Annotated in this window: 23 protein-coding genes and 2 tRNA genes; 9 read left to right on the top strand and 16 right to left on the bottom strand. The window is 73.4% G+C overall.

The genetic code is table 11. From position 1 onward, the window contains the following. Positions 1-45 precede the first annotated feature (45 nt). Positions 46-483, top strand: a complete 438-nt coding sequence (locus ABD086_RS08820; protein WP_343907117.1) for a hypothetical protein — start codon at positions 46-48, stop codon at positions 481-483. Here the strand turns inward: ABD086_RS08820 and ABD086_RS08815 are convergent. The 9 genes from ABD086_RS08815 to ABD086_RS08775 form a co-directional block, all read right to left on the bottom strand. After that, on the bottom strand, positions 441-713 hold the full coding sequence (locus ABD086_RS08815; RefSeq protein WP_343907116.1) for a DUF3263 domain-containing protein: 273 nt from the start codon (positions 711-713) through the stop codon (positions 441-443). The genes ABD086_RS08820 and ABD086_RS08815 overlap by 43 nt on opposite strands. Positions 714-849: 136 nt before the next feature. After that, positions 850-925 (bottom strand) — tRNA-Ala (locus ABD086_RS08810). A gap of 57 nt (positions 926-982) precedes the next feature. Next, on the bottom strand, positions 983-1447 hold the full coding sequence (locus ABD086_RS08805) for an SRPBCC family protein (protein WP_343907115.1): 465 nt from the start codon (positions 1445-1447) through the stop codon (positions 983-985). A 15-nt stretch (positions 1448-1462) separates the two neighbouring features. Next, positions 1463-2239, bottom strand: coding sequence for a divisome protein SepX/GlpR (sepX, locus tag ABD086_RS08800; RefSeq protein WP_343907114.1), 777 nt, complete (start codon positions 2237-2239; stop codon positions 1463-1465). A gap of 61 nt (positions 2240-2300) precedes the next feature. After that, on the bottom strand, positions 2301-2912 hold the full coding sequence (locus tag ABD086_RS08795) for a GNAT family N-acetyltransferase (RefSeq protein ID WP_343907113.1): 612 nt from the start codon (positions 2910-2912) through the stop codon (positions 2301-2303). Next, positions 2909-3385 carry a MogA/MoaB family molybdenum cofactor biosynthesis protein gene (locus ABD086_RS08790; protein WP_343907112.1) on the bottom strand — a complete coding sequence of 159 codons (477 nt, stop codon included), beginning with the start codon at positions 3383-3385 and terminating at the stop codon, positions 2909-2911. The genes ABD086_RS08795 and ABD086_RS08790 overlap by 4 nt, the downstream gene beginning before the upstream one ends. Continuing rightward, positions 3382-3867: a cyclic pyranopterin monophosphate synthase MoaC gene (moaC, locus tag ABD086_RS08785; protein ID WP_343907111.1), complete on the bottom strand. Its 486-nt coding sequence runs from the start codon at positions 3865-3867 to the stop codon at positions 3382-3384. Before moaC ends, ABD086_RS08790 begins: the two co-directional genes overlap by 4 nt. Further along, a complete protein-coding gene (gene glp, locus ABD086_RS08780; protein ID WP_343907110.1) occupies positions 3867-5099 on the bottom strand; it encodes a molybdotransferase-like divisome protein Glp in 1233 nt (410 codons plus the stop codon). The genes moaC and glp overlap by 1 nt, the downstream gene beginning before the upstream one ends. Next, positions 5092-6474 (bottom strand): UTP--glucose-1-phosphate uridylyltransferase, encoded by a 1383-nt coding sequence (locus ABD086_RS08775; protein ID WP_343907109.1) that lies wholly within the window; start codon positions 6472-6474, stop codon positions 5092-5094. The genes glp and ABD086_RS08775 overlap by 8 nt, the downstream gene beginning before the upstream one ends. A gap of 23 nt (positions 6475-6497) precedes the next feature. Here ABD086_RS08775 and ABD086_RS08770 point away from each other — a divergent pair, with 23 nt between their 5' ends. Further along, positions 6498-7082: a 5-formyltetrahydrofolate cyclo-ligase gene (locus ABD086_RS08770; RefSeq protein WP_343907108.1), complete on the top strand. Its 585-nt coding sequence runs from the start codon at positions 6498-6500 to the stop codon at positions 7080-7082. 18 nt (positions 7083-7100) lie between these two features. On the opposite strand, the gene ABD086_RS08765 is transcribed toward ABD086_RS08770, so the two are convergent. Continuing rightward, the gene (locus ABD086_RS08765; RefSeq protein WP_343907107.1) at positions 7101-9671 is read right to left on the bottom strand and encodes a penicillin acylase family protein; all 2571 of its coding nucleotides are present in this window, start codon (positions 9669-9671) and stop codon (positions 7101-7103) included. A 93-nt stretch (positions 9672-9764) separates the two neighbouring features. Here ABD086_RS08765 and ABD086_RS08760 point away from each other — a divergent pair, with 93 nt between their 5' ends. The 3 genes from ABD086_RS08760 (at position 9765) to ABD086_RS08750 (ending at position 11129) form a co-directional block, all read left to right on the top strand. Further along, a complete protein-coding gene (locus ABD086_RS08760; RefSeq protein WP_343907106.1) occupies positions 9765-10061 on the top strand; it encodes an FmdB family zinc ribbon protein in 297 nt (98 codons plus the stop codon). Between the two features lie 75 nt (positions 10062-10136). Then, complete coding sequence (locus ABD086_RS08755; RefSeq protein WP_343907105.1) at positions 10137-10757, top strand: SAF domain-containing protein; 621 nt, start codon at positions 10137-10139, stop codon at positions 10755-10757. 9 nt (positions 10758-10766) lie between these two features. Continuing rightward, positions 10767-11129, top strand: a complete 363-nt coding sequence (locus ABD086_RS08750) for an MscL family protein (protein ID WP_343907104.1) — start codon at positions 10767-10769, stop codon at positions 11127-11129. On the opposite strand, the gene ABD086_RS08745 is transcribed toward ABD086_RS08750, so the two are convergent. Beyond that, positions 11130-11303, bottom strand: coding sequence for a hypothetical protein (locus ABD086_RS08745; protein WP_343907103.1), 174 nt, complete (start codon positions 11301-11303; stop codon positions 11130-11132). Then, positions 11300-12484 carry an LCP family protein gene (locus tag ABD086_RS08740; protein ID WP_343907102.1) on the bottom strand — a complete coding sequence of 395 codons (1185 nt, stop codon included), beginning with the start codon at positions 12482-12484 and terminating at the stop codon, positions 11300-11302. The genes ABD086_RS08745 and ABD086_RS08740 overlap by 4 nt, the downstream gene beginning before the upstream one ends. 311 nt (positions 12485-12795) lie before the next feature. On the opposite strand from ABD086_RS08740, the gene ABD086_RS08735 reads away from it, so the two are divergent. Further along, positions 12796-13443: a polysaccharide deacetylase family protein gene (locus ABD086_RS08735; protein ID WP_343907101.1), complete on the top strand. Its 648-nt coding sequence runs from the start codon at positions 12796-12798 to the stop codon at positions 13441-13443. 32 nt (positions 13444-13475) lie between these two features. Then, positions 13476-13548: transfer RNA gene (locus ABD086_RS08730), tRNA-Arg, on the top strand. Positions 13549-13628: 80 nt separating this feature from the next. Here ABD086_RS08730 and ABD086_RS08725 read toward each other — a convergent pair. Together ABD086_RS08725 and ABD086_RS08720 are read right to left on the bottom strand one after the other, a co-directional pair. After that, positions 13629-14417: an Fpg/Nei family DNA glycosylase gene (locus tag ABD086_RS08725; RefSeq protein WP_343907100.1), complete on the bottom strand. Its 789-nt coding sequence runs from the start codon at positions 14415-14417 to the stop codon at positions 13629-13631. A gap of 64 nt (positions 14418-14481) precedes the next feature. After that, positions 14482-15639, bottom strand: coding sequence for a saccharopine dehydrogenase family protein (locus ABD086_RS08720; protein WP_343907099.1), 1158 nt, complete (start codon positions 15637-15639; stop codon positions 14482-14484). Between the two features lie 44 nt (positions 15640-15683). Here ABD086_RS08720 and ABD086_RS08715 point away from each other — a divergent pair, with 44 nt between their 5' ends. Both ABD086_RS08715 and ABD086_RS08710 read left to right on the top strand, forming a co-directional pair. Beyond that, positions 15684-15953 (top strand): DUF2277 domain-containing protein, encoded by a 270-nt coding sequence (locus ABD086_RS08715; RefSeq protein WP_343907098.1) that lies wholly within the window; start codon positions 15684-15686, stop codon positions 15951-15953. Further along, complete coding sequence (locus ABD086_RS08710; protein ID WP_343907097.1) at positions 15950-16768, top strand: Sir2 family NAD-dependent protein deacetylase; 819 nt, start codon at positions 15950-15952, stop codon at positions 16766-16768. The genes ABD086_RS08715 and ABD086_RS08710 overlap by 4 nt, the downstream gene beginning before the upstream one ends. Here ABD086_RS08710 and ABD086_RS08705 read toward each other — a convergent pair. Next, the gene (locus ABD086_RS08705; protein WP_343907096.1) at positions 16743-17111 is read right to left on the bottom strand and encodes a hypothetical protein; all 369 of its coding nucleotides are present in this window, start codon (positions 17109-17111) and stop codon (positions 16743-16745) included. The two genes, ABD086_RS08710 and ABD086_RS08705, sit on opposite strands and share 26 nt — an antisense overlap. Before the next feature lie 142 nt (positions 17112-17253). Next, entirely contained in the window at positions 17254-18705 is a 1452-nt protein-coding gene (locus ABD086_RS08700) for a serine/threonine-protein kinase (protein ID WP_343907095.1), read from the bottom strand. Between the last annotated feature and the right edge of the window lies 1 nt (position 18706).

Raw genomic sequence — 18706 nt, 5'->3', positions numbered from 1 at the left:
CCCTGATCCTCGAACAACCGGGCCGAGGCGGCGTACGGTGCTGCCATGCGCTCCACGACCGCGCCGACCGCCATCCTGCTGGCCGCCGCCGTGTTCGCAGCGTCCAGCTGCAGCGGAAGCGACTCAGCCGGCGACGCCAGCAGCGACGAGCCCAAGGACGTCACCGTCACCGTCGAGCTCCACGACGCTCCGCCGCTCGACGCCCTGTTCAACCTGGACAACGTCCGCTGCACACGGACCGTCCTCGGCCAGACCGTCGACCTCCAGGTCACCCTCCGCGACGCCGACGGCACCATCGTTGGCACCAGCAAGCCCCCAGAGAACGGCGGGTCGTTCAGCAAGCGCGAAGGCTGCTCGTGGCCGGTCTCCTTCTCCGTCCCCGAGAGCGAGTTCTACGAGGCGACCGTGACCACCGACTCGGGCGACAGGAAGGGCACGGGTCAGCTCGACGGGACGTCGGCGGAGATCCGCGTCGACCTCTGACCTGACCGCTGCGCCGCCCTGGCGTCGCGGATCCGGCGGAGCCGGCCGACGAGCTGCCCGTCGTACGCCGCGGCGGCCGGCTGGTCGATCAGGGCGTTGAGGACCTGGTAGTAGCGGGTGGCGGTCAGGTCGAACTTCTCGAGGATCGCGGTCTCCTTCGCGGCCGGGTAGCGCCACCACTGGCGCTCGAAGTCCAGGATCTCCCGGTCGCGGTCGGTGAGCTCGGCCATGCGCGCCACCGTAGTCGTCGCCGTGGACATTCCGGCACCGGATGGCCGACGACTTGGCCGACATTTGCTGTCCTGGCGCCTGAACGACGAACCGCCCCTCACCGGTATCTGTGCTGGTGAGGGGCGGTTTCGTGTCTGGTGGAGCTGAGGGGATTCGAACCCCTGACCTTCTCATTGCGAACGAGACGCGCTACCAACTGCGCCACAGCCCCAGGATGTTGCGGAGCGCAACGTTAGCACCAGCCCCAGGAGTGCGCCGAATCGACCCGTCAGCCGACCAGGACGTCCTCGAGGCGCTCGAGGGCGATGCGCGCGTAGGGCCGCCACATCCGGGCGAAGACCGGCATCGCGGCCCGGCCGAGCCGCCCGCGCGGGTGGACCGACCAGGACCAGGTGACGCGGACGCCGGTGCCGGCGCGCTCGAACCGGAAGCGGCCGTCGACGGAGGTGGCGAGCAGCTTCATCGGCCCGGTGATGTCGGTGAGCCGGTAGGCGAACGTGTCCGGGCGCTCGACCTCGGTCAGCGTCTCGAGGATGGTGCCGCCGTCCCCGAGGACGATGGTGCGGGTCTCACCGACCGTGGTCCACGCGCCCTGGTCGCGGACCTGGGTGACCGGCGGGATCGCGGCGTACCGGTGCGCGAAGAGGTACGGCAGCGGCAGGGACAGCGCGGTGTCGAACGTGCGCGCGACGCCGGCCGGGTAGGTCCGGGAGGCGGTCAGCTCGACGGGCACGCCGTCAGGCTAGCCTCAGGAGCCGGTGGCGCGCTCGGCTTCCTCGCGGGCCTTCCGGGCCGCCTTCTCCGCCTCGTCGGCCTCGCGGGCCAGCTGGGCGTCGGACTCGGTGCGGCCCGACGTCCACACGCCGGTGCCCTCCAGGTCGATGGTGCGGACCGTACGACGGGTCGCGGCGGGCTTGCCGACGTACGTCGGGAGCGTGACCGGGACCGGGTCCCACAGGGCCGGGTCGACGATCGCCGCCATGCCGGCGCTGGTGTCGGCGAGCGGGTCGTCGCCGAGGGTCTCCTCCTCGGCACGGTCCTCGGGGACCTCGGCGGCCTCCTCCTCGAGCGGCTCGAACGGCAGCCGCCGGGTGGACGCGAGCGCCCGCCGCTCGCCCTTGACCATGATCCGGCAGGCGACCAGCCAGGCGACCAGGAGCGTGGCCGGGATCGCGACGTACCACCACGCGATCACCTGGAACGCCGCGACGCCGACGACGGCGAGGTTGGCGACGAGGATCAGGCCGAGGACGTTCCGCCGCCGCTTCGTGGCCCGCTTCGCCGCTGCGCGTCGGTCGGGGGTGGGCCGGGGGTCGGTGGCAGTCGTGGGGCGGCCGCTGTTCACGACCAGCCGCGCGTCCTTGGTGCTGACCGGCTCGCGCCGGGCCAGCACCCGCATCGTGTGCGAGAACCGGTCGACCGACCGGCTGCGCGCGACGTCCTCGTGGTGGCGGAGCGCCTTGGGGACGAGGTACACGGCCCACGCCACGGCGAGGGCGACGAAGATCAGTGCGCTCAGGTCCACGAGTCAGAGGTTAGGAGCGCTACCTCACTCCGCTTCGGATGTCTACCAGTGTGTCGCGAAATCACTCGTGTGACTGATGGTGTTCGAGCCGGGCGAGCATCCCCTCCGGCACCTCCTCGACGGTGACCGCGTAGAGCCGGTGGTCGCGCCAGTCGCCGTCGATGTGCAGGTACTTGGGCGCGTACCCCACCTCGCGCAGCCCGAGCTTCTCCACCACCCGCAGCGAGTTGGAGTTCTCCGGGCGGATCGCGATCTCGATGCGGTGCAGGCCGGCCGGCCCGAAGCAGTGGTCGACGACCAGCGCCACGGCGCGCGGCATCACGCTGCGGCCGGCGTACTGCCGGTCCAGCCAGTAGCCGATCGACGCGAACTGCGCCGACCCGCGCACCACGTTGTTCACGGTCACCTGGCCGGCGAACCGGCCGTCGACGTCGATCGCGAAGGGGTACGTCGCGCCGGCGCGGGCCTGGCGGTGCAGCCGCCACACCAGCGCGCGGAACGACGACGGGCGGGCGTCCGCCCCGGGCGGCACGGTCGCGTCCCACGGCCGCAGCCAGGCGGCGTTGCGGCGCCGGGCCTCCCGCCAGGCGTGGGCGTCGGAGTACGCCAGCGGCCGGACCGTGACCTCACCGGCGGTGAGCCAGGCCGGCCACGCGCTCGACCGTGACGTCAATGGTCGCTCCCGACGACCTGCTCGGCGGCGTGCACGAGGATCGGCCGCAGCACGGCGATCGCGTCCTTCACTCCCCCGCGCGAGCCGGGCAGGTTCACGACCAGGCACGAGCCCACCACGCCGGCCACCCCGCGGGACAGCACCGCGGTCGGGACGCCCTGCGCGACGCCGTACGCGCGGATCGCCTCGGCGATGCCCGGCACCTCGTAGTCGAGCAGCGCACGGGTCACCTCGGGCGTGCGGTCGGTCGGCGTGAGGCCGGTGCCGCCGGTCGTCAGCACCACCCGGGCGCCGCCGTCCGCGGCGGCGTGGATCGCTGCGCCGACCGGGTCCCCGTCCGGTACCACGACCGGCGGGTCGACCGTGAACCCCAGCTCCGCGAGGAACGCCACGAGCAGCGGCCCGGTGGCGTCCTCGTAGACACCGGCCGCGGCGCGGTTGGAGGCGACCACGACCTCGGCCCGCATCGTCATCGGGCCCAGTCCCCCGACTTGCCTCCGGTCTTGGTCTCGACGCGGACGTCGGTGATCACCGCGCCCTTGTCGACGGCCTTGACCATGTCGACGACGGTCAGCGCGGCGACCGAGACGGCGGTGAGCGCCTCCATCTCGACCCCGGTCCGGTCGGTGGTCTTCACGGTCGCGCTGATCTCGACGGCGTCGTCCGCCACCGCGAGGTCGACGGTGACCCCGGAGACCGCGAGCGGGTGGCAGAGCGGGATCAGCGCCGGCGTCTGCTTCGCGCCCATGATCCCGGCGATCCGGGCGACCGCGAGCGCGTCGCCCTTCGGGACGCCCTCGCCGCGCAGCAGCGCGACGACCTCGGCGGAGACCAGCACCCGACCGGACGCGGTCGCGGTGCGGGCAGTGACGTCCTTGCCGGACACGTCCACCATCCGCGCGGCGCCCGACTCGTCGACGTGGGTGAGACCCCCAGAATCTGGCAGCGCGCCCATCAGAACTCCTCGTCGAGCCTCAGCACCTGGACCTGCTCGCCCGCCGCGACCTGCGCGACGCCCTCGGGCACGACGACCAGCGCGTCGGACTGTGCCAGATCGCCCATCAGGTGGGAACCGTGTCCGCCCACCGGCGTCACCGCCGGGCCGGCCTTGTCGACCGAGTACTCCGCCCGCGCGAACTGCCGCCGGCCGTCCGGGGACCGCAGGTCGTGGGTCAGCCGAGCGGTCACGGTCGGGCGCGCGTACGGCGTACGGGCCATCAGCTTGCGGATCGCCGGCAGCACGAACATCTCGAAGGAGATGTACGACGAGACCGGGTTGCCCGGCAGCGTGAAGATCGGGGTGCGGTCGTCGCCGAGCAGCCCGAAGCCCTGCGGCTTGCCCGGCTGCATCGCGACGCCCCCGAACCACACCGAGCCGAGCGGCGCGAGCGCCTCCTTGACGACGTCGAAGTCGCCCTGCGAGACCCCGCCGCTGGTGACCACCAGGTCGGCGCGCACGAGCTGGTCGTCGAGCGCGTCGAGGAACGCGCGCGGCTCGTCGGGCACGATCCCGACGCGGTAGGCGATCGCGCCGGCCTTCCGCGCCGCCGCCGCGAGCAGGAACGAGTTGCCGTCGTAGATCGAGTCGTGGCCGAGCTGGGTGCCGGGCTCGCGCAGCTCGGAGCCGGTCGAGATCACCACCACCCGCGGCCGGGGCCGCGACAGCACGCTCGCGCGGCCGACCGCGGCGAGGAGGCCGAGGTGACGCGGGCCCAGCACGGTCCCCTCCGAGACCAGCACGTCGCCGACCTGCACGTCGTCGCCCGCGGGCCGGACGTGCTGGGCGTACGACGGCGCGCGCTCGATCCGCACCTGCGCGACCCCGCGGTCGGTCCACTCGTAGGGCACCACCGTGTCCGCACCGGCGGGCACCGGCGCACCGGTCATGATCTTGACCGCGGTGCCCGGCGACATCGCCACCAGCTTCGCCTTGCCGGCGCCGATCTCGCCGACCACGGGCAGGTGGACGGGCGACTCGGCCGAGGCGGACACGACGTCCTCGTGGCGCACGGCGTACCCGTCCATCGCGGAGTTGTCGAAGGACGGCAGGTTGATCGGGGCGACGACGTCCTCGGCGACCGGCAGCCCGAGCGCCTCCATCAGCGGCTGGGGGTAGGCCGGCAGCGGCTCGATCGCCGCCAGGATCCGCGCGAGGTGGTCGTCGACCGACGTCAGGCCGTCAGCCATCGGTGGTGAGCACGGTGTCGGCGTCGATCCGCTTGGCCGAGCTGGCTTCGAGCTCGACGTCCCCGATGACCTGCACCCCGTGGCCGAACGTCCAGTCGCCGGCGACCTTGAGCGAGCTCGCCTTCTTCAGCGACGGCGCGCCCTCGGGGAAGCGCTTGTCGAACTCGCCGACCAGCTTGTAGTAGCTGCCGTCCAGGTCGACGAACGGGATCTCCGCCGACGCCTGGTCGAGCACGAAGTCGCCGCCGAGGTCGTAGACGTCGGAGCGCAGCACCAGCAGGTCGTTGGTGGTCTTCACCGGCACGAACCGGTCGCGACCGACCTCGATCAGCCGGGAGCCCTCGAACACCTCGACGGCCGCGCCCATCGCGGTCTCGATCTGGATCACCTCGGGCGTGGACTTGTCGCCCGGGTCGACGTTCTTGACGTTGCGGATCAGCGGCAGGCCGAGGACCCCGTCGCGCTGGTCGAGCGCCTGCTTCATCGCCGCGAGGTCGAACCAGAGGTTGTTGGTCGAGCAGAAGCGGTGCCGGTCCAGGTCCGCGAGCGCGGCCTGGTCGGCCGGGAGCGTCTGGGCGGTCTCGCGGAGCACGATCCGGCCGTCGGCCTTGCGGCGGGCGAAGTGGCCGCCCTTGCGGTCCGAGGGCGTCCGGCGGACCGCCTCGATCGCGAACGGCGCCCCGCTGGTGGCGAACCAGCCGGCGAGCCGCGGGTCGGGGACCGCGCCGAGGTTGTCGGAGTTGGACACGAAGACCCGCTGGTAGCCGGCCGCGAGCAGCTGGTCGATCAGGCCGGTGCCGCGCATCGCGGTGTAGAGGTCCCCGTGGCCGGGCGGACACCACTCGAGGTCGGGGTCCTTCGGCCACGAGACCGGCGAGAGGTCCTTGACGTTGAGCTTGGGCTCCTTGTTCTGCAGGAACTCCAGCGGCAGGCCCTCGACCGGCAGGTCCTGGTAGCGCGCCAGCGCCGCCATCGTGTCGGCGGAGGTGCGGAAGCTGTTCATGAACAGCAGCGGCAGTGGGGCGTCGTACTTGTCGCGCAGGTGCAGCACCTGGCGGGCGATCACGTCGAGGAAGGAGAGCCCGCGGCGCACGCACAGCAGCGACTTCGCGCGGTCCATCCCCATCGAGGTGCCGAGGCCGCCGTTCAGCTTGATGACGGCAGTGGTGCGGAGCGCCGCGGCGGCGTCCTCGTCGGACACCTCGACGCTCGCCAGCGACTCCATGTCGACGGGCTCGATCGAGGACTCGGGGATCATCCCCGTCTCACCGTGCTCGAGCAGCCGGTAGTAGTGCGCGAACGTCTCGATCGCCACGGGATCGACCCCGGCCTGCACCATCTTGTCGCGTGCCTTGTTCAGGCCAGCACTTCCCATACCCACGATCGTAGGCTTCCCCCGTGACGACCCGGCAACCCCCCGCCAAGGTGGCGGTGCGGGACCAGCTCCTCGCCGCGCGCAAGCGGCGGTCGATCGGCGAGGTCGGCGAGGCCGCCCGCGACCTCGCCGCGCACCTCCTGGCCGGCGTCGACGTCCGGCGCGCGGCGACCGTCGCGGCGTACGTCTCGATGAACGGCGAGCCCGGCACCGGCCCGCTCCTGGACGGGCTCCGCGCCGCCGGCAAGCGGGTGATCCTCCCGGTCGTGCTGCCCGGCATGGACCTGGACTGGGCCGTCTACCGCGACCCGGACGACCTGGCCCCGGCGCGCTACGGCCTGCTGGAGCCGGTCGGCGAGCGGCTCGGCGTCGACGCGATCGCCACCGCGGACGTCGTGCTGGTGCCGGCGCTGGCGGTCTCCCCGACCGGCGTCCGCCTCGGCCGCGGCGGCGGCTGCTACGACCGCGCCCTGGGCCGGGTGCCGGTCGGCACCTTCACCTGCGCGCTGCTCTACGACGGCGAGGTCGGCCTGGACATCCCGGTCGAGCCGCACGACCGCCCGGTCGGCCACGCCGCCACCCCGTCCGGCATCCGCCGCCTCGCGTGATGCCGAGTCGGCGTTGGGTCAGTCGGCCGCGGGGGCGGGCTCGAGGGTGAGGACGTCGGCGGCGGCGTCGGAGACGGCGTCCTGGGTGAACGGCCACGGGAGGGTCCGGCCGTCGACGTAGAGGTCGGTCTGGTCGGTGTAGTGCTGGTCGAAGGGATGGCCGGAGACGCCGGTCAGGTTGATCCAGCGCGACGCGTCCCAGTCCGCCGGCGACACGACCATCCGCATCGACGGCGCGCTGACGACGTCGTACCCGTCGGCGGCGTCCCAGGCGGTCGCGTCGACGGTCGACGAGCCGCCGCCGACCTCCCAGCCGTCGCGGTTGACCAGCCACTCCACCGGGCCGATGCCGGACTCACCCAGCGACGGGTGGTGCAGGTCGAGCCGGTGCAGGTGCCCCCAGGTCCAGTGGTCGCTGTCCAGCGCCTGCCGCCGGGTGAGCTCGTCGCGGGCGTCGAGCAGTGCCTGCCGCAGGATGTCGTCGCGGGTCTCGTCGAGGTCGGGGGTGAGCTTGTCGTCCCACCACGCCGACTCCGGGTCGTGCAGCAGCTCGGTCACCACGGCGTACCAGCGGTCCCCGCCGGCCGGCCAGATGTCGGCCGGCAGGTCGTCGTGGAAGGTCAACGCCAGCAGGTTGCGCCACACCGCGTTGAAGTACGCCGCGCCCGCGCTGTCGGCGCCCTGGTGGAAGTCCCAGTGCCGCAGCTGCCACTGCCCGGCCGAGTAGTAGCCGTGGGGCAGGTCGACGTCCAGGAGGTAGGGCACCAGCTCGGCCGCCATCGGGTTCAGGTCGTCGAGCTGCATGGCGAGCATGTCGCCGGCCGACACCGTGCCGTCGCCGTCGAGCTGCCGCTGGATCAGGTCGCGGATCCGCTGGGCGCGGTAGCCGCGGTCCCAGTCGTCGGTGAGGAAGTAGGGGTAGTCCGGCCCGGTGACGGCCTGGTTGGCGGTCACCACGAACCCGTCGTCGGGGTCCAGCACGCTCGGGAGCCCGTCGAACGGCACGTAGTCGCCCGTCCAGTCGTTCTCCGGCTTCCACCCGGCGGCCGGCAGCAGCCCGTCGTTGCCGGACTTGCGGATCGGGACCAGGCCCGGCGCCTGGTAGCCGATGTGGCCCTCGCGGTCGGCGTACACGAGGTTCTGCGCCGGTACGGCGAACGACGCCGCCGCGGCCCGGAACTCGTCCCAGTCGGTGGCCGCGTCGATCCCGAGGACCGCGTCCGCGGTCGTGGAGGGCTGGAGCGCGGTCCACTGGAGCGCGACGGCGTACTCCCCCGGCGGTACGCCGGGCGGGTCCTCGCCCGCCTCGGCCACGTCGTCGGCGACGTCGGAGAGCAGCGGGCCGTGCGCGGTCGAGCGGATCGTGAGCGTGACGTCGTCGCCGCCGTGGACCTTGATCGTCTCGGTGCGGGTGCGCAGCGGCCGCCACCGGCCGTCGTACCGCCACCGGCTCCCCTCGACCTTCTCCAGGTAGAGGTCGCTGACGTCGGGACCGAGGTTGGTGAAGCCCCAGGCGATGTCGCGGTTGTGGCCGATGATCACGCCGGGCACGCCGGAGAACGTGAAACCCGCGACGTCCAGCGGGCAGTCCTCGGTGACCTCGCGGCAGTGCAGCCCCATCTGCATCCACACCCCCGGCACCGAGACGCCGAGGTGCGGGTCGTTGGCGAGCAGCGGCCCGCCGGTGTCGGTGTGGTCGCCGCTCACCACCCAGCTGTTGCTCCCCAGCCCGTCGCCGTGGCCGAGCAGCGGCGGCAGGTCCTGCAGCCCCGCCCGCAGCCGGGCCAGGGCTCCGCGCATGTCGGCGGTGTACGCCGGGCGCCGCGGGTTGCGGGTGCCGGGGGCGGTCGCGTCCTGCTCGAAGACGCCGTCCACGACCGCGCCCTGGCCGACGATCGGCCGGTGCGCGTCGTAGTCGTACGGCGGGTACAGCTGCGCCACCTCGCGCGCCGAGTGCCCGGCCAGGGCCAGCACCCGGTCGATCTCGTCGGTCATGTTGCCGCGCAGGTCCCACGCCATCGCCTTGAGCCAGGCCAGCGAGTCCACCGGCGTCCAGGGCTCCGGCTCGTAGCCGAGCCCGCCGGCGTTGAGGACCGTGTACTCGACCGCGATCTCGCTGGGCGTGTGCGTGTCGAGGTAGGCGTTGACGCCGTCGGCGTACGCCGTCAGGGCGGCGCGGGTCTCCGGCGAGACCAGCGCGAGCTCCTGCTCGGCGACCCGGCGCCAGCCCATGGTGCGCACGTACTCGTCGCTCTCGAGGGCGGCCGAGCCGAACATCTCGGCGAGCCGGCCCGCCGTCGCGTGCCGCCGCACGTCCATCTCGAAGAACCGCTCCTGGGCGTGCACGTAGCCCTGCGCCCGCATCAGGTCGTCGACCGAGTCGGCGTAGACCTGGGGGATGCCCGCGTCGTCGCGGACCACCTCGACCCGGCCGGTCAGGCCCGGGACCTCGATCTCGCCGGTCGTCTGGGGGAACGGCTGGCGCACCAGGTGCACGGCGGTGAGCAGCATCCCGATCAGCAGGACGACCAGGCCGGCGGCGACGTACGTCGCGACGCGGGCCGCGCGCGGCCATCCCCGGAACCCCAACCCGCCAACCATGTCGACCGCCATTGTGCCGTGTCGTACCATTGGCACTCGTCAGGGTCGAGTGCCAGCATCGGCCAGCCGTGGAGGAGAACCGTGCCGACCTATCAATACGCCTGCACCGAGTGCGACCACGCCTTCGAGCAGGTCCAGAGCTTCTCGGACGACGCGCTCACCGAGTGCCCGCAGTGCCGCGGGCGCCTGCGCAAGGTGTTCAACGCCGTCGGGGTCGTCTTCAAGGGCTCCGGCTTCTACCGCACGGACAGCCGCTCGAACTCGAGCTCCTCGGACACCTCGTCGACGAAGACCGAGACGAAGACCGAGACGAAGACCGAGACGAAGACCGAGTCCAAGCCGGCCGCCACGGCCGCCGCCTCGACGTCCTCCGACTGACGCGCTTCGACGGGCTCCGGACACCGCCTGTGGAGAGCCGGCGCACGTCCGGCTGATCCCACCTAGCGTCGCGGCATGCGCCGCCTCGCTGCCCTCGTCCGCCCGGTACGCCGGGCCGTGCTCGCGCGCCGCCGGCCGCTCGCCGCGCTGCTGACCGCCGTCGCGGTGGCGACCGGGCTGCACGCCGCCACCGCACCGCCGCCCGCCGCGGTGCACGTGCTGGTCGCCGCGCGCGACCTGCCCTCGGGCGCGGTCCTCTCCCCCGGCGACCTGCGCACGGCGGGCTTCGCGCCGGGCTCGGTCCCGGACGGCGCCGTCGCCGACCCGGCGGGGCACACGCTCGCGGCGCCGCTCCGCGCGGGCGAGCCGGTCACCGACGTCCGCCTCGTCGGGCCGTCGCTGACCGACGGCTACCCGGGCCTGGCCGCGGTCCCGGTGCGGCTGCCGGACGCCGCGATGGCCGGCCTGCTGACCGTGGGCGACCGCGTCGACCTGGTCTCGGCGCACCCGCAGGGCGGCCCCGCCACGCTGGTGGCGAGCGACGTACCGGTGCTGGCGCTGCCGCCCGGGGACGGCGAGGTCGGCGCGGCGGGGCTGACCGGCCGGCTGGTGGTGGTCGGCGCGCCGCCGAGTGACGTCCCTCGCATCGCCGACGCCTCGGTGCGGACGTTCCTGACGATCGCCTTCGGCGGCTAGCGTGGCCGCATGAGCGGCTTCAAGAACTTCATTCTCCGGGGCAACCTGGTCGACCTCGCGGTCGCGGTCATCATCGGCACGGCGTTCGGCGCCGTGGTCACCGCGTTCACGGCGTTCCTGACCGCAAAGCTGCCGGGCGCGTCCGAGACCTTCCAGGGCACCGAGCTCGGGGACGGCGGGTTCTTCCTCAACGCGCTGATCTCGTTCGTGATCCTCGCGGCGGTCGTGTACTTCCTCGTCGTGCTGCCCTACACCAAGATCCGCGACCGCTACTTCCCGCCGGCCCCTCCGGGGACGCCGGAGGAGATCAAGCTCCTGCAGGAGATCCGCGACCTGCTGGCCGCGCAGCAGGGCCGGCCGCCCACGACCTGATCAGGTCTTGCCATGGTGCGGGGGCACCTGCTCCCGCAGCCACTGGTCGCCGTCCCCCTCGCGGGCCGGCGACTCGTCCCGCTCGTCGGTCGTGGTCTCCGGCAGCGTCTCGCCGAACACCTCGGCGCGGCGCTTGCGGCGCTCCCAGTCCGACTCGGGCGTGCGACCGCTCACGTGCAGAGCCCCGCGTCCTGGAGGGCCTGCTTGTCGGCCTCGTTCTTCTTGCCGCCGCCGGACGAGGACGGCGAGCCGGAGCCGGGCAGGTTGCCGGCGCTGATGACGTCCTCGCTGAGCTTCTTGGTCAGCGGCTCGTCGTGCGCGATCTTGTCCCAGACCTGCTTGGCCTGGGGCTCCTTCCAGACCAGCCGGTTCGGGTCGGCGGGGTCGGGGATGTTCGGGATCGTGATGAACTGGATGTTGTCCAGCCCGATGTTCTTGAACTGGATGCCGAGCTTGGTGATGTCGACGAGGTTGTCGAAGCCCTTGTCGACGGTCAGCGACTTGGTCGCCGCGTCGAGGAAGCGCAGCAGGTGGTCGGGGCGCGCGAGGGTGCCCGCGGTGACGACCTGGTGGGCCATCGAGGCGATGAACGCCTGCTGGCGCTTCATCCGGCCGATGTCCGAGCCGTTGCCGACGACGTACCGCTCGCGCACGTAGTTCAGGGCCTCCTTGCCCTTGATCTTGCGCGTGCCGGCCTCGATGTTGATGCCGTGGGCCGGGTCGACGATCGGCTCGGGGATGCAGACCTCCACGCCGCCGATCGCGTCGACCATCCCCTGGAAGCCCTCGAAGTTGACCACCACGAAGTGGTCGAGGCGGATCCCGGTGAGCTGCTCGAACTGCTGGATCGTGCAGGCGGGCCCGCCGAGGCCGAACGCCTCGTTCCACATCACGTTGTCCGCGCCCGGGATGGTGGAGCCGTCGGTGGCCTTGCAGTCGGGCCGGTCGACCATGGAGTCGCGCGGGATCGAGATGCCGTAGGCCCGCTGGCGGTCGGCCGAGAGGTGGAACAGGATCGTGGTGTCCGAGCGCTGGCCGCCGCCGGTCAGGTTGTCGATGTTGCAGCCGGCGCAGTCGCGGCTGTCGGACCCCATCACGAGGACGTTCAGCGGCTCCTGCGGGCCGGTGACCGCGAACTTGTCCGGGCGGTTCTCCAGCTGGCCGGTCACGTCGAGCCCGTTGAGGTTGCCGCTCAGGTGGCGGTACGCCCAGATGGTCCCGAGGCCGGTGGCCATCGCCAGCACCAGGACGCTGGCGAGCAGCACCTTGCCGACGGTGTGGCGCTTGCGGACCTTCGCCCGGCGCTTGGGGACGGCGGGGTCGCGCTCGGCGCTGTCGGGCGCGGCGTCGGACATCGTCGTACCTCGGTTGTCGGGACTGCGGGCTCGGCCACGGTAGGGCTCGAACCTTAAGTCTCCCTGTGACCAGCGGGTTGAAACAAAACGGCGGTCGGCGGCAGGACCATCGTCCCCGGCCCCGTGTCCGAAGGTCCGTACGGCCGCGACCCGTGCCCGGCCACACTGGAGATGCGGATGAGGTGCGGATCGAGGTGGGTCCGGTGGCACGGTCGCGGAGCCTGGCGGCGCTCGTGTGCGCGTGCCTGCTGCTGACCGGGTGCCCCGCCAGAGGAGGCAGCGCGACCGCGCCCGTCCTGCACGGTTGTGCCGTGCCGTCCCGGTTCGCCGGGCAGCAGGTCGACCGGCTCCCGATCACCGGGAAGCGGGTCGCGCTCACCTTCGACGCGGGCGCGAACGCCGACGGCGTGCCGTCGATCCGCGCGACCCTGCGCCGGACGAAGGTCGCGGCGACGTTCTTCCTGACCGGGGCGTTCGTGCAGCGGTACCCGGCGACGTCGCGGCGGCTGGCCGGGCGCGACCTGGTCGGCAACCACACGATGACGCACCCCGACCTCACCACGCTGACCGACCGGCGGGTCACCGCCCAGGTGCGCCGCGCGGAGGCCACGATCCGGGCCACCACCGGCGAAGACCCGCGACGGTTCTTCCGCTTCCCGTACGGCGCCCGCACCGACCACCTGATCGGGCTGGTCAACGGCCTCTGCTACGTGCCGTTCGGCTGGACGGTCGACACCCTCGGCTGGGAGGGCACGTCCGGCGGGCAGACGGAGGCGACCGTGGTCGCCCGCGTGCTCGCGGCCGCCGAGCCCGGCGCGATCGTGCTGATGCACGTCGGCTCCAACCCCGACGACGGCACCACGCTCGACGCCGACGCGCTGCCCACGATCATCGCCCGGCTCCGGGACCGCGGGTACCACTTCGTCCGCCTCGACCGGGTCATGTCCGCGGATCCCTGAGCGGGCCGGTTGCTCTTGTACCCTCACCCCGGGCCCCAGTAGCTCAGTGGATAGAGCAGCCGCCTCCTAAGCGAAAGGTCGTAGGTTCGACTCCTACCTGGGGCACTCATCCGCGCCGGGACGTCATACGGACAGTGTGTCCCCTTGCTCCGTCCGTATGACGTCCCGCGGCCGCGGACGTTCGGTCAGTCGCCCCCCTGGCACTCCGGGCACCAGTACGCCGTCCGGCCGGCGACCGAGTAGGGCCGCACGGTGCCGTTGCCGCGGGGGCAGGGGGCGCCGTCCTCGCGCGCGTGGATCAGCCAGCCCGCCGGCATCGCCTCCGGCCGCGCGTGGGCCTCGATGGCGCGCTCGAGGACGCGGCGCAGCTGGTGGTGCAGGCGGGCCACCTCGCGGTCGGTGACGGTCGAGGCGCGCATCCGCGGGTCGAGGCGGGCGTGGAAGAGGACCTCGTCGGAGTAGATGTTGCCGATACCGGCGACGACGGACTGGTCCATCAGCGTGGCGGCGAGTCCGCCCCGGCTCACCTCGAGCCGGTCGTGCAGCCCGGGCCGGTCGATCGCGAGCGCGTCGGGACCGAGGCCGCGCTCCTCGACGTCCCGGGCGGGGTCGTCGACGAGCGTGATCCGGCCGAACCGGCGCTGGTCGACGAACACCAGGCGGCGGTCGCCCTCGAACAGCAGGGTGACCCGCGCGTGGTCGGGCTCGGGGGCGTCCGCGGCATCGGGCTCGAGGTACGCCGTCATGCCGAAGTGCAGCGCGAGCGCCGGCCCGGCGTCGCGGCGCACGTAGAGGTGCTTGCCGTGGCGGGTGGTGGCGGTCAGCTGCGACCCGGTCAGCTCGCGCTCGAGGTCCGCGGCCGACACGTCCTCCAGCACCATCGGGTCGGCGACCTCCACGCCGGTGATCTCACGGTGCAGCGAGGAGTGCGCGAGCGTCCGCCGGAAGACCTCGACGTCCGGCAGCTCGGGCATGCCCGTCCGGTGACCGGCCGGGTGAGCGGTCAAACCGGCCGATGGGGTGGCCCGAGGCAGGGGGCTACTCGACGACCTCGAACCGGATCCCGGCCGCCTGGAGCCGGGCGAGCAGGTTGTCACCCATCGCCTGGGCGGTGGTGACCTGCCCGGCGGTCGGCGGGTTGTCGTCGAGGGCGAGGCACAGCGCCGACTCGGCGAGCATCTTCGCGGTCTCGTCGTAGCCGGGGTCGCCGCCGCTGACCCGGGTGTGCACGGTGCGGCCGTCGCCCTCGCCGACGAAGTCGACGCGGAACCACGACTTCGCGCGGCGCTGCTCGTCCGGTCCCTCGCCCTGGCGGACCCGGCTGAGCAGGAGCTTGCGCAGCGGCGGCAGCTGTGCGGCGCCGAACAGCGCGACCGCGCCGGCCGCACCGCCCACGGCGTACCGCAGGGTCTTGGTCCCCGCGTAGTGGGAGTAGGAGAAGTCCGGGCCGTACGCCGGCAGCGCGGCGCCGCTGCGCGCGACGACGAACGGGTCGATCGTGGGCAGCGGGACCAGCCAGTAGCCGAGGACCGGGTCCCGGTGCGGCTTGCCCGCGACCGCGCGCGACCGGCGTCCCTCGGGACGCGGCTCGGCCCGCCGGCGCTCCTGCATCGCCGAGCGCATCTGGCGGGCCCGCGCGAACTGGCCGAGCGCGGAGTGGATGGTGCCGCCCGAGGCCGTCGCGCCGGAACGGACCACGCCCCGGACCCGCACCGGCCCGGTCGCGGCGAGCTGCTGGACGCAGTACATCGCGCCGAGGTCGTGCGGCACCGAGTCGAACCCGCACGCGTGCACGATCCGCGCCCCGGTGCGCTCGGCGGTGGCGTGGTGGCGCAGATAGACCCGGTCGACGAACTCCGGCTCACCGGTGAGGTCGACGTAGTCGGTGCCCGCCTCCGCGCATGCGGCGACCAGCGGCTCGCCGTGCTCGAGGTACGGCCCCACGGTGGTGATCACCACCCGGGTGCTCGCGGCGAGGTCGGCCAGCGACGCCGGGTCGGTCACGTCGGCCGTCAGCAGCGGGACGTCCACCCCGATCCGGTCGCGGACCGCCGCCAGCTTCTGCTGGTTGCGCCCGGCCAGCGCCCACCGGAGCCCGGCCGGGGCGTGGCGGGCGAGGTACTCGGCGGTCAGGCCGCCGGTGAAGCCGGTCGCGCCGACCAGGACGATGTCGTACTCGCGGGTAGCTGGGCTCATGAAGGCCATGCTGGCAGGTGCCTGGGCGACGTAGGCTCGTGCCCATGTGCCGGAACATCCGCCCGCTCCACAACTTCGAGCCGCCCGCGACCTCCGACGAGGTGTCGGCGGCGGCCCTGCAGTACGTCCGCAAGGTGAGCGGGACGACCAAGCCCAGCCAGGCCAACCAGGCGGCGTTCGACCGCGCCGTGCGCGAGATCGCCCACCTCACCCAGCACCTGCTCGACGACCTGGTCACCAGCGCGCCGCCCAAGGACCGCGAGGTGGAGGCCGCCAAGGCCCGCGCCCGGGCCGAGCTCCGGTACGCCCGTTGACCCTGGCGACGCAGGCGCTCGACCTGCTGGCGGACCGCCCGCTGGTGGTCCTCACGGGCGCGGGTCTGTCCACGGACTCGGGCATCCCGGACTACCGCGGCCCGAACTCGCCGGCGCGGCTGCCCATGACCTACCAGGAGTTCGTGTCCGGCCCGGCCGCGCAGCAGCGGTACTGGGCGCGCAGCCACCTCGGCTGGGGGCGGATGCGCGGCGCCGACCCCAACCCGGGCCACCACGCGCTGGCCGCGATCGCCCCGGAGCTGCTCATCACCCAGAACGTCGACGGCCTCCACGAGCGGGCGGGCACCGAGCGGCTGGTGGCGCTGCACGGACGGATCGCCGACGTGGTCTGCCTGGGCTGCCGCCGGACGTCGGCGCGGGCGGCCCTGCAGGCGCGACTGGCGGCGTTGAACCCCGGGTTCGCCGAGCGGTACGCCGACGTGGCGGTGCGCCCGGACGGCGACGTCGACCTCGACGAGACCGCCGGGTTCGTCGTCCCGGGCTGCGCGGCGTGCGGCGGTGTGCTGAAGCCGCACGTGGTGTTCTTCGGGGAGAACGTCCCCGCACCGCGGGTCGAGCGGTGCTACGCGGCCGTCGACGCGCTCGCGGAGACCGGCGGCACGCTGCTGGTCGCCGGGTCGAGCCTCACCGTGATGTCCGGCTTCCGGTTCGTGCGCCGGGCGGCGAAGTCCGGCGTACCCGTGGTGATCGTCAACCGCGGGGCGACCCGCGGCGACGAGCTGGCGACCGTGAAGCTCGAGGTCGGGTGCAGCGAGTTCCTGGCCGAGCTCAGCGCATCGCGAGCTGCCGCGTGAACGCCTGAGCGTCCGGCGGCCGGTGACCCTCGTCCCGCAGCTCGTGCAGCAGGTCGACGATCTCGTGCAGCTCGAGGTCGTCGCGGTCCGGGTCGAGGCCGGCCGCCCGCTCGCGGGCCAGCTCCTCCGGGATCCGGCCGCCGAGCTCGCACGTGTAGACGGTGTCGTCGAGCTCGAAGGTCAGGTCGACGACCCGGGCGACGTGGTACTCGCCGTCGGGCGCCCGCAGCAGGACGGCCTCACCGAGGTCCAGCCCGCGTCGCAGTCCCGTGCGCGAGTGCGCGACCAGCACGGTGCGCTCGGCCGGACCGGGCACCAGCGCGCCCGCGTCGATCATCTCCATGAAAATGTCCCCCTCGTCGGCGCTCCCCCGCGCCTCGGTCCCCCGGACCGAGGTGAAATCTACCGACACCGACCCCGCCGGACAGGGCAATCTCAGAACTCCCCCCATTGCGGGACAGACGTCCAGACAGGTGGGAGCGTGCTCAGCCGGTGCGGAGATCCTCGGCGATGATCCAGCCGGAGCCACGCTGCTCCATGCGCAGCCGCCGGGTCTCGGAGTCCGCGCCGTCGTAGGTGAGCTCGACGGTCACGATGTCGCCGTCCAGGGAGGTCGGGCCGACCTCGACGGAGTCGATGCCGTCCCAGAACGCGGCGTAGTCGTCGTAGCCCCCGGAGCTGTCCCGCGCGGTCGGGCCGAGCATCCGCCACGCCCCTTCGGTGTCGTCGGGCAGGAGGCCGTAGTAGGTCTCCACGGCCTGCTCGGGGCCGCCGGCGGCGGGCTCGGCCGCGGGCGGCGACTCCTCGGCCGACGGCGTCGCGGTCGTGGTGACGGTCGCCGTCGCGGTGGCGGTGGACGGCGTCCCCGACGGCGAGCGGGCCGCCGAGGGCGACCGCCCCGCGGCCGGGGTCCCCGACGGGTCGTCGGGCCGCAGCGCGACCGCGGCCGCGATCCCGGCCACGAGCAGCAGGAGCACGAGACCGACCGCCAGCGGCCACCGGGAGCGGTGGCGCTCGGGCCCGGGCGGCGGCGCTGCGGCGGTCGTGGCGGTCGTGGCCGTCGGCTCCGGGGACGGCGCCGGCTCCGGCGTCGGCTCCGGGGACGGCGCTGCGGTCTCGAGGGTCCCAGGGGCCCGGTGCTGCTCGTGCAGGCGCGCCAGGGCGTGGGCGGCGTCGGCCATCGACCACCGCGAGACGGGATCGGGGTCGAGCATCCGGCCGATGGCGTCGGCCAGGAAGCCGGCGTGGGCCGGCGGGGCGGGCCGGGTCTCCGCGATCGCGGTCAGGGTGGCGATCGCGTTGCCGCGGTCCTCGGCGGGCGCCGCGCCCTCGACGGCGGCGTACAGCGTGGCGCCCAGCGCCCACACGTCGTCGGCCGGCGTCGGGCTCTCGCCGCGCGCCAGCTGGGGCGAGAAGTAGAGCGGGGTGCCGGTGAGCAGCCCCGACTGGGTCAGCTGGGCGTCGCCGTCGGTGCGCGCGATCCCGAAGTCGCTGATCTTGGCGACGTCCCCGTCGATGAGGACGTTGCCGGGCTTGACGTCGCGGTGGATGGTCCCGCGCTCGTGCGCGGCGGCCAGCCCGTCGGCGACCTGGGCGCCGATGGACGCGACCCGCGCCGGGTCGAGCCGCCCCTCCCGGTCGATCAGCTCCGAGAGCGTCGAGCCGGGGACGTACTCCATGACCAGCCAGATGTGGCGATCGGCCTCGACGGCGTCGAACACCGACACGACGTGTGGATGGTGGAGCGCGGCCGACGAGCGCGCCTCGCGCAGGGCTCGGGCGAGGTCCGGGGCCGACTCGCCCGGCATCAGGCCGACCTGCTTGACCGCGACCTGGCGGCCCAGCACCTCGTCCCGGCACAGCCAGACCGTGCCCATCCCGCCCCGGCCGATGGGGCGCTCGACGTGGTAGCGCCCCGCGATGATCTCCGGTGGCATG

Source organism: Nocardioides aquiterrae, assembly GCF_039526625.1.
Classification (GTDB): Bacteria; Actinomycetota; Actinomycetes; order Propionibacteriales; family Nocardioidaceae; genus Nocardioides; species Nocardioides aquiterrae.
This window is presented reverse-complemented; position numbering and strand designations above follow the sequence as displayed.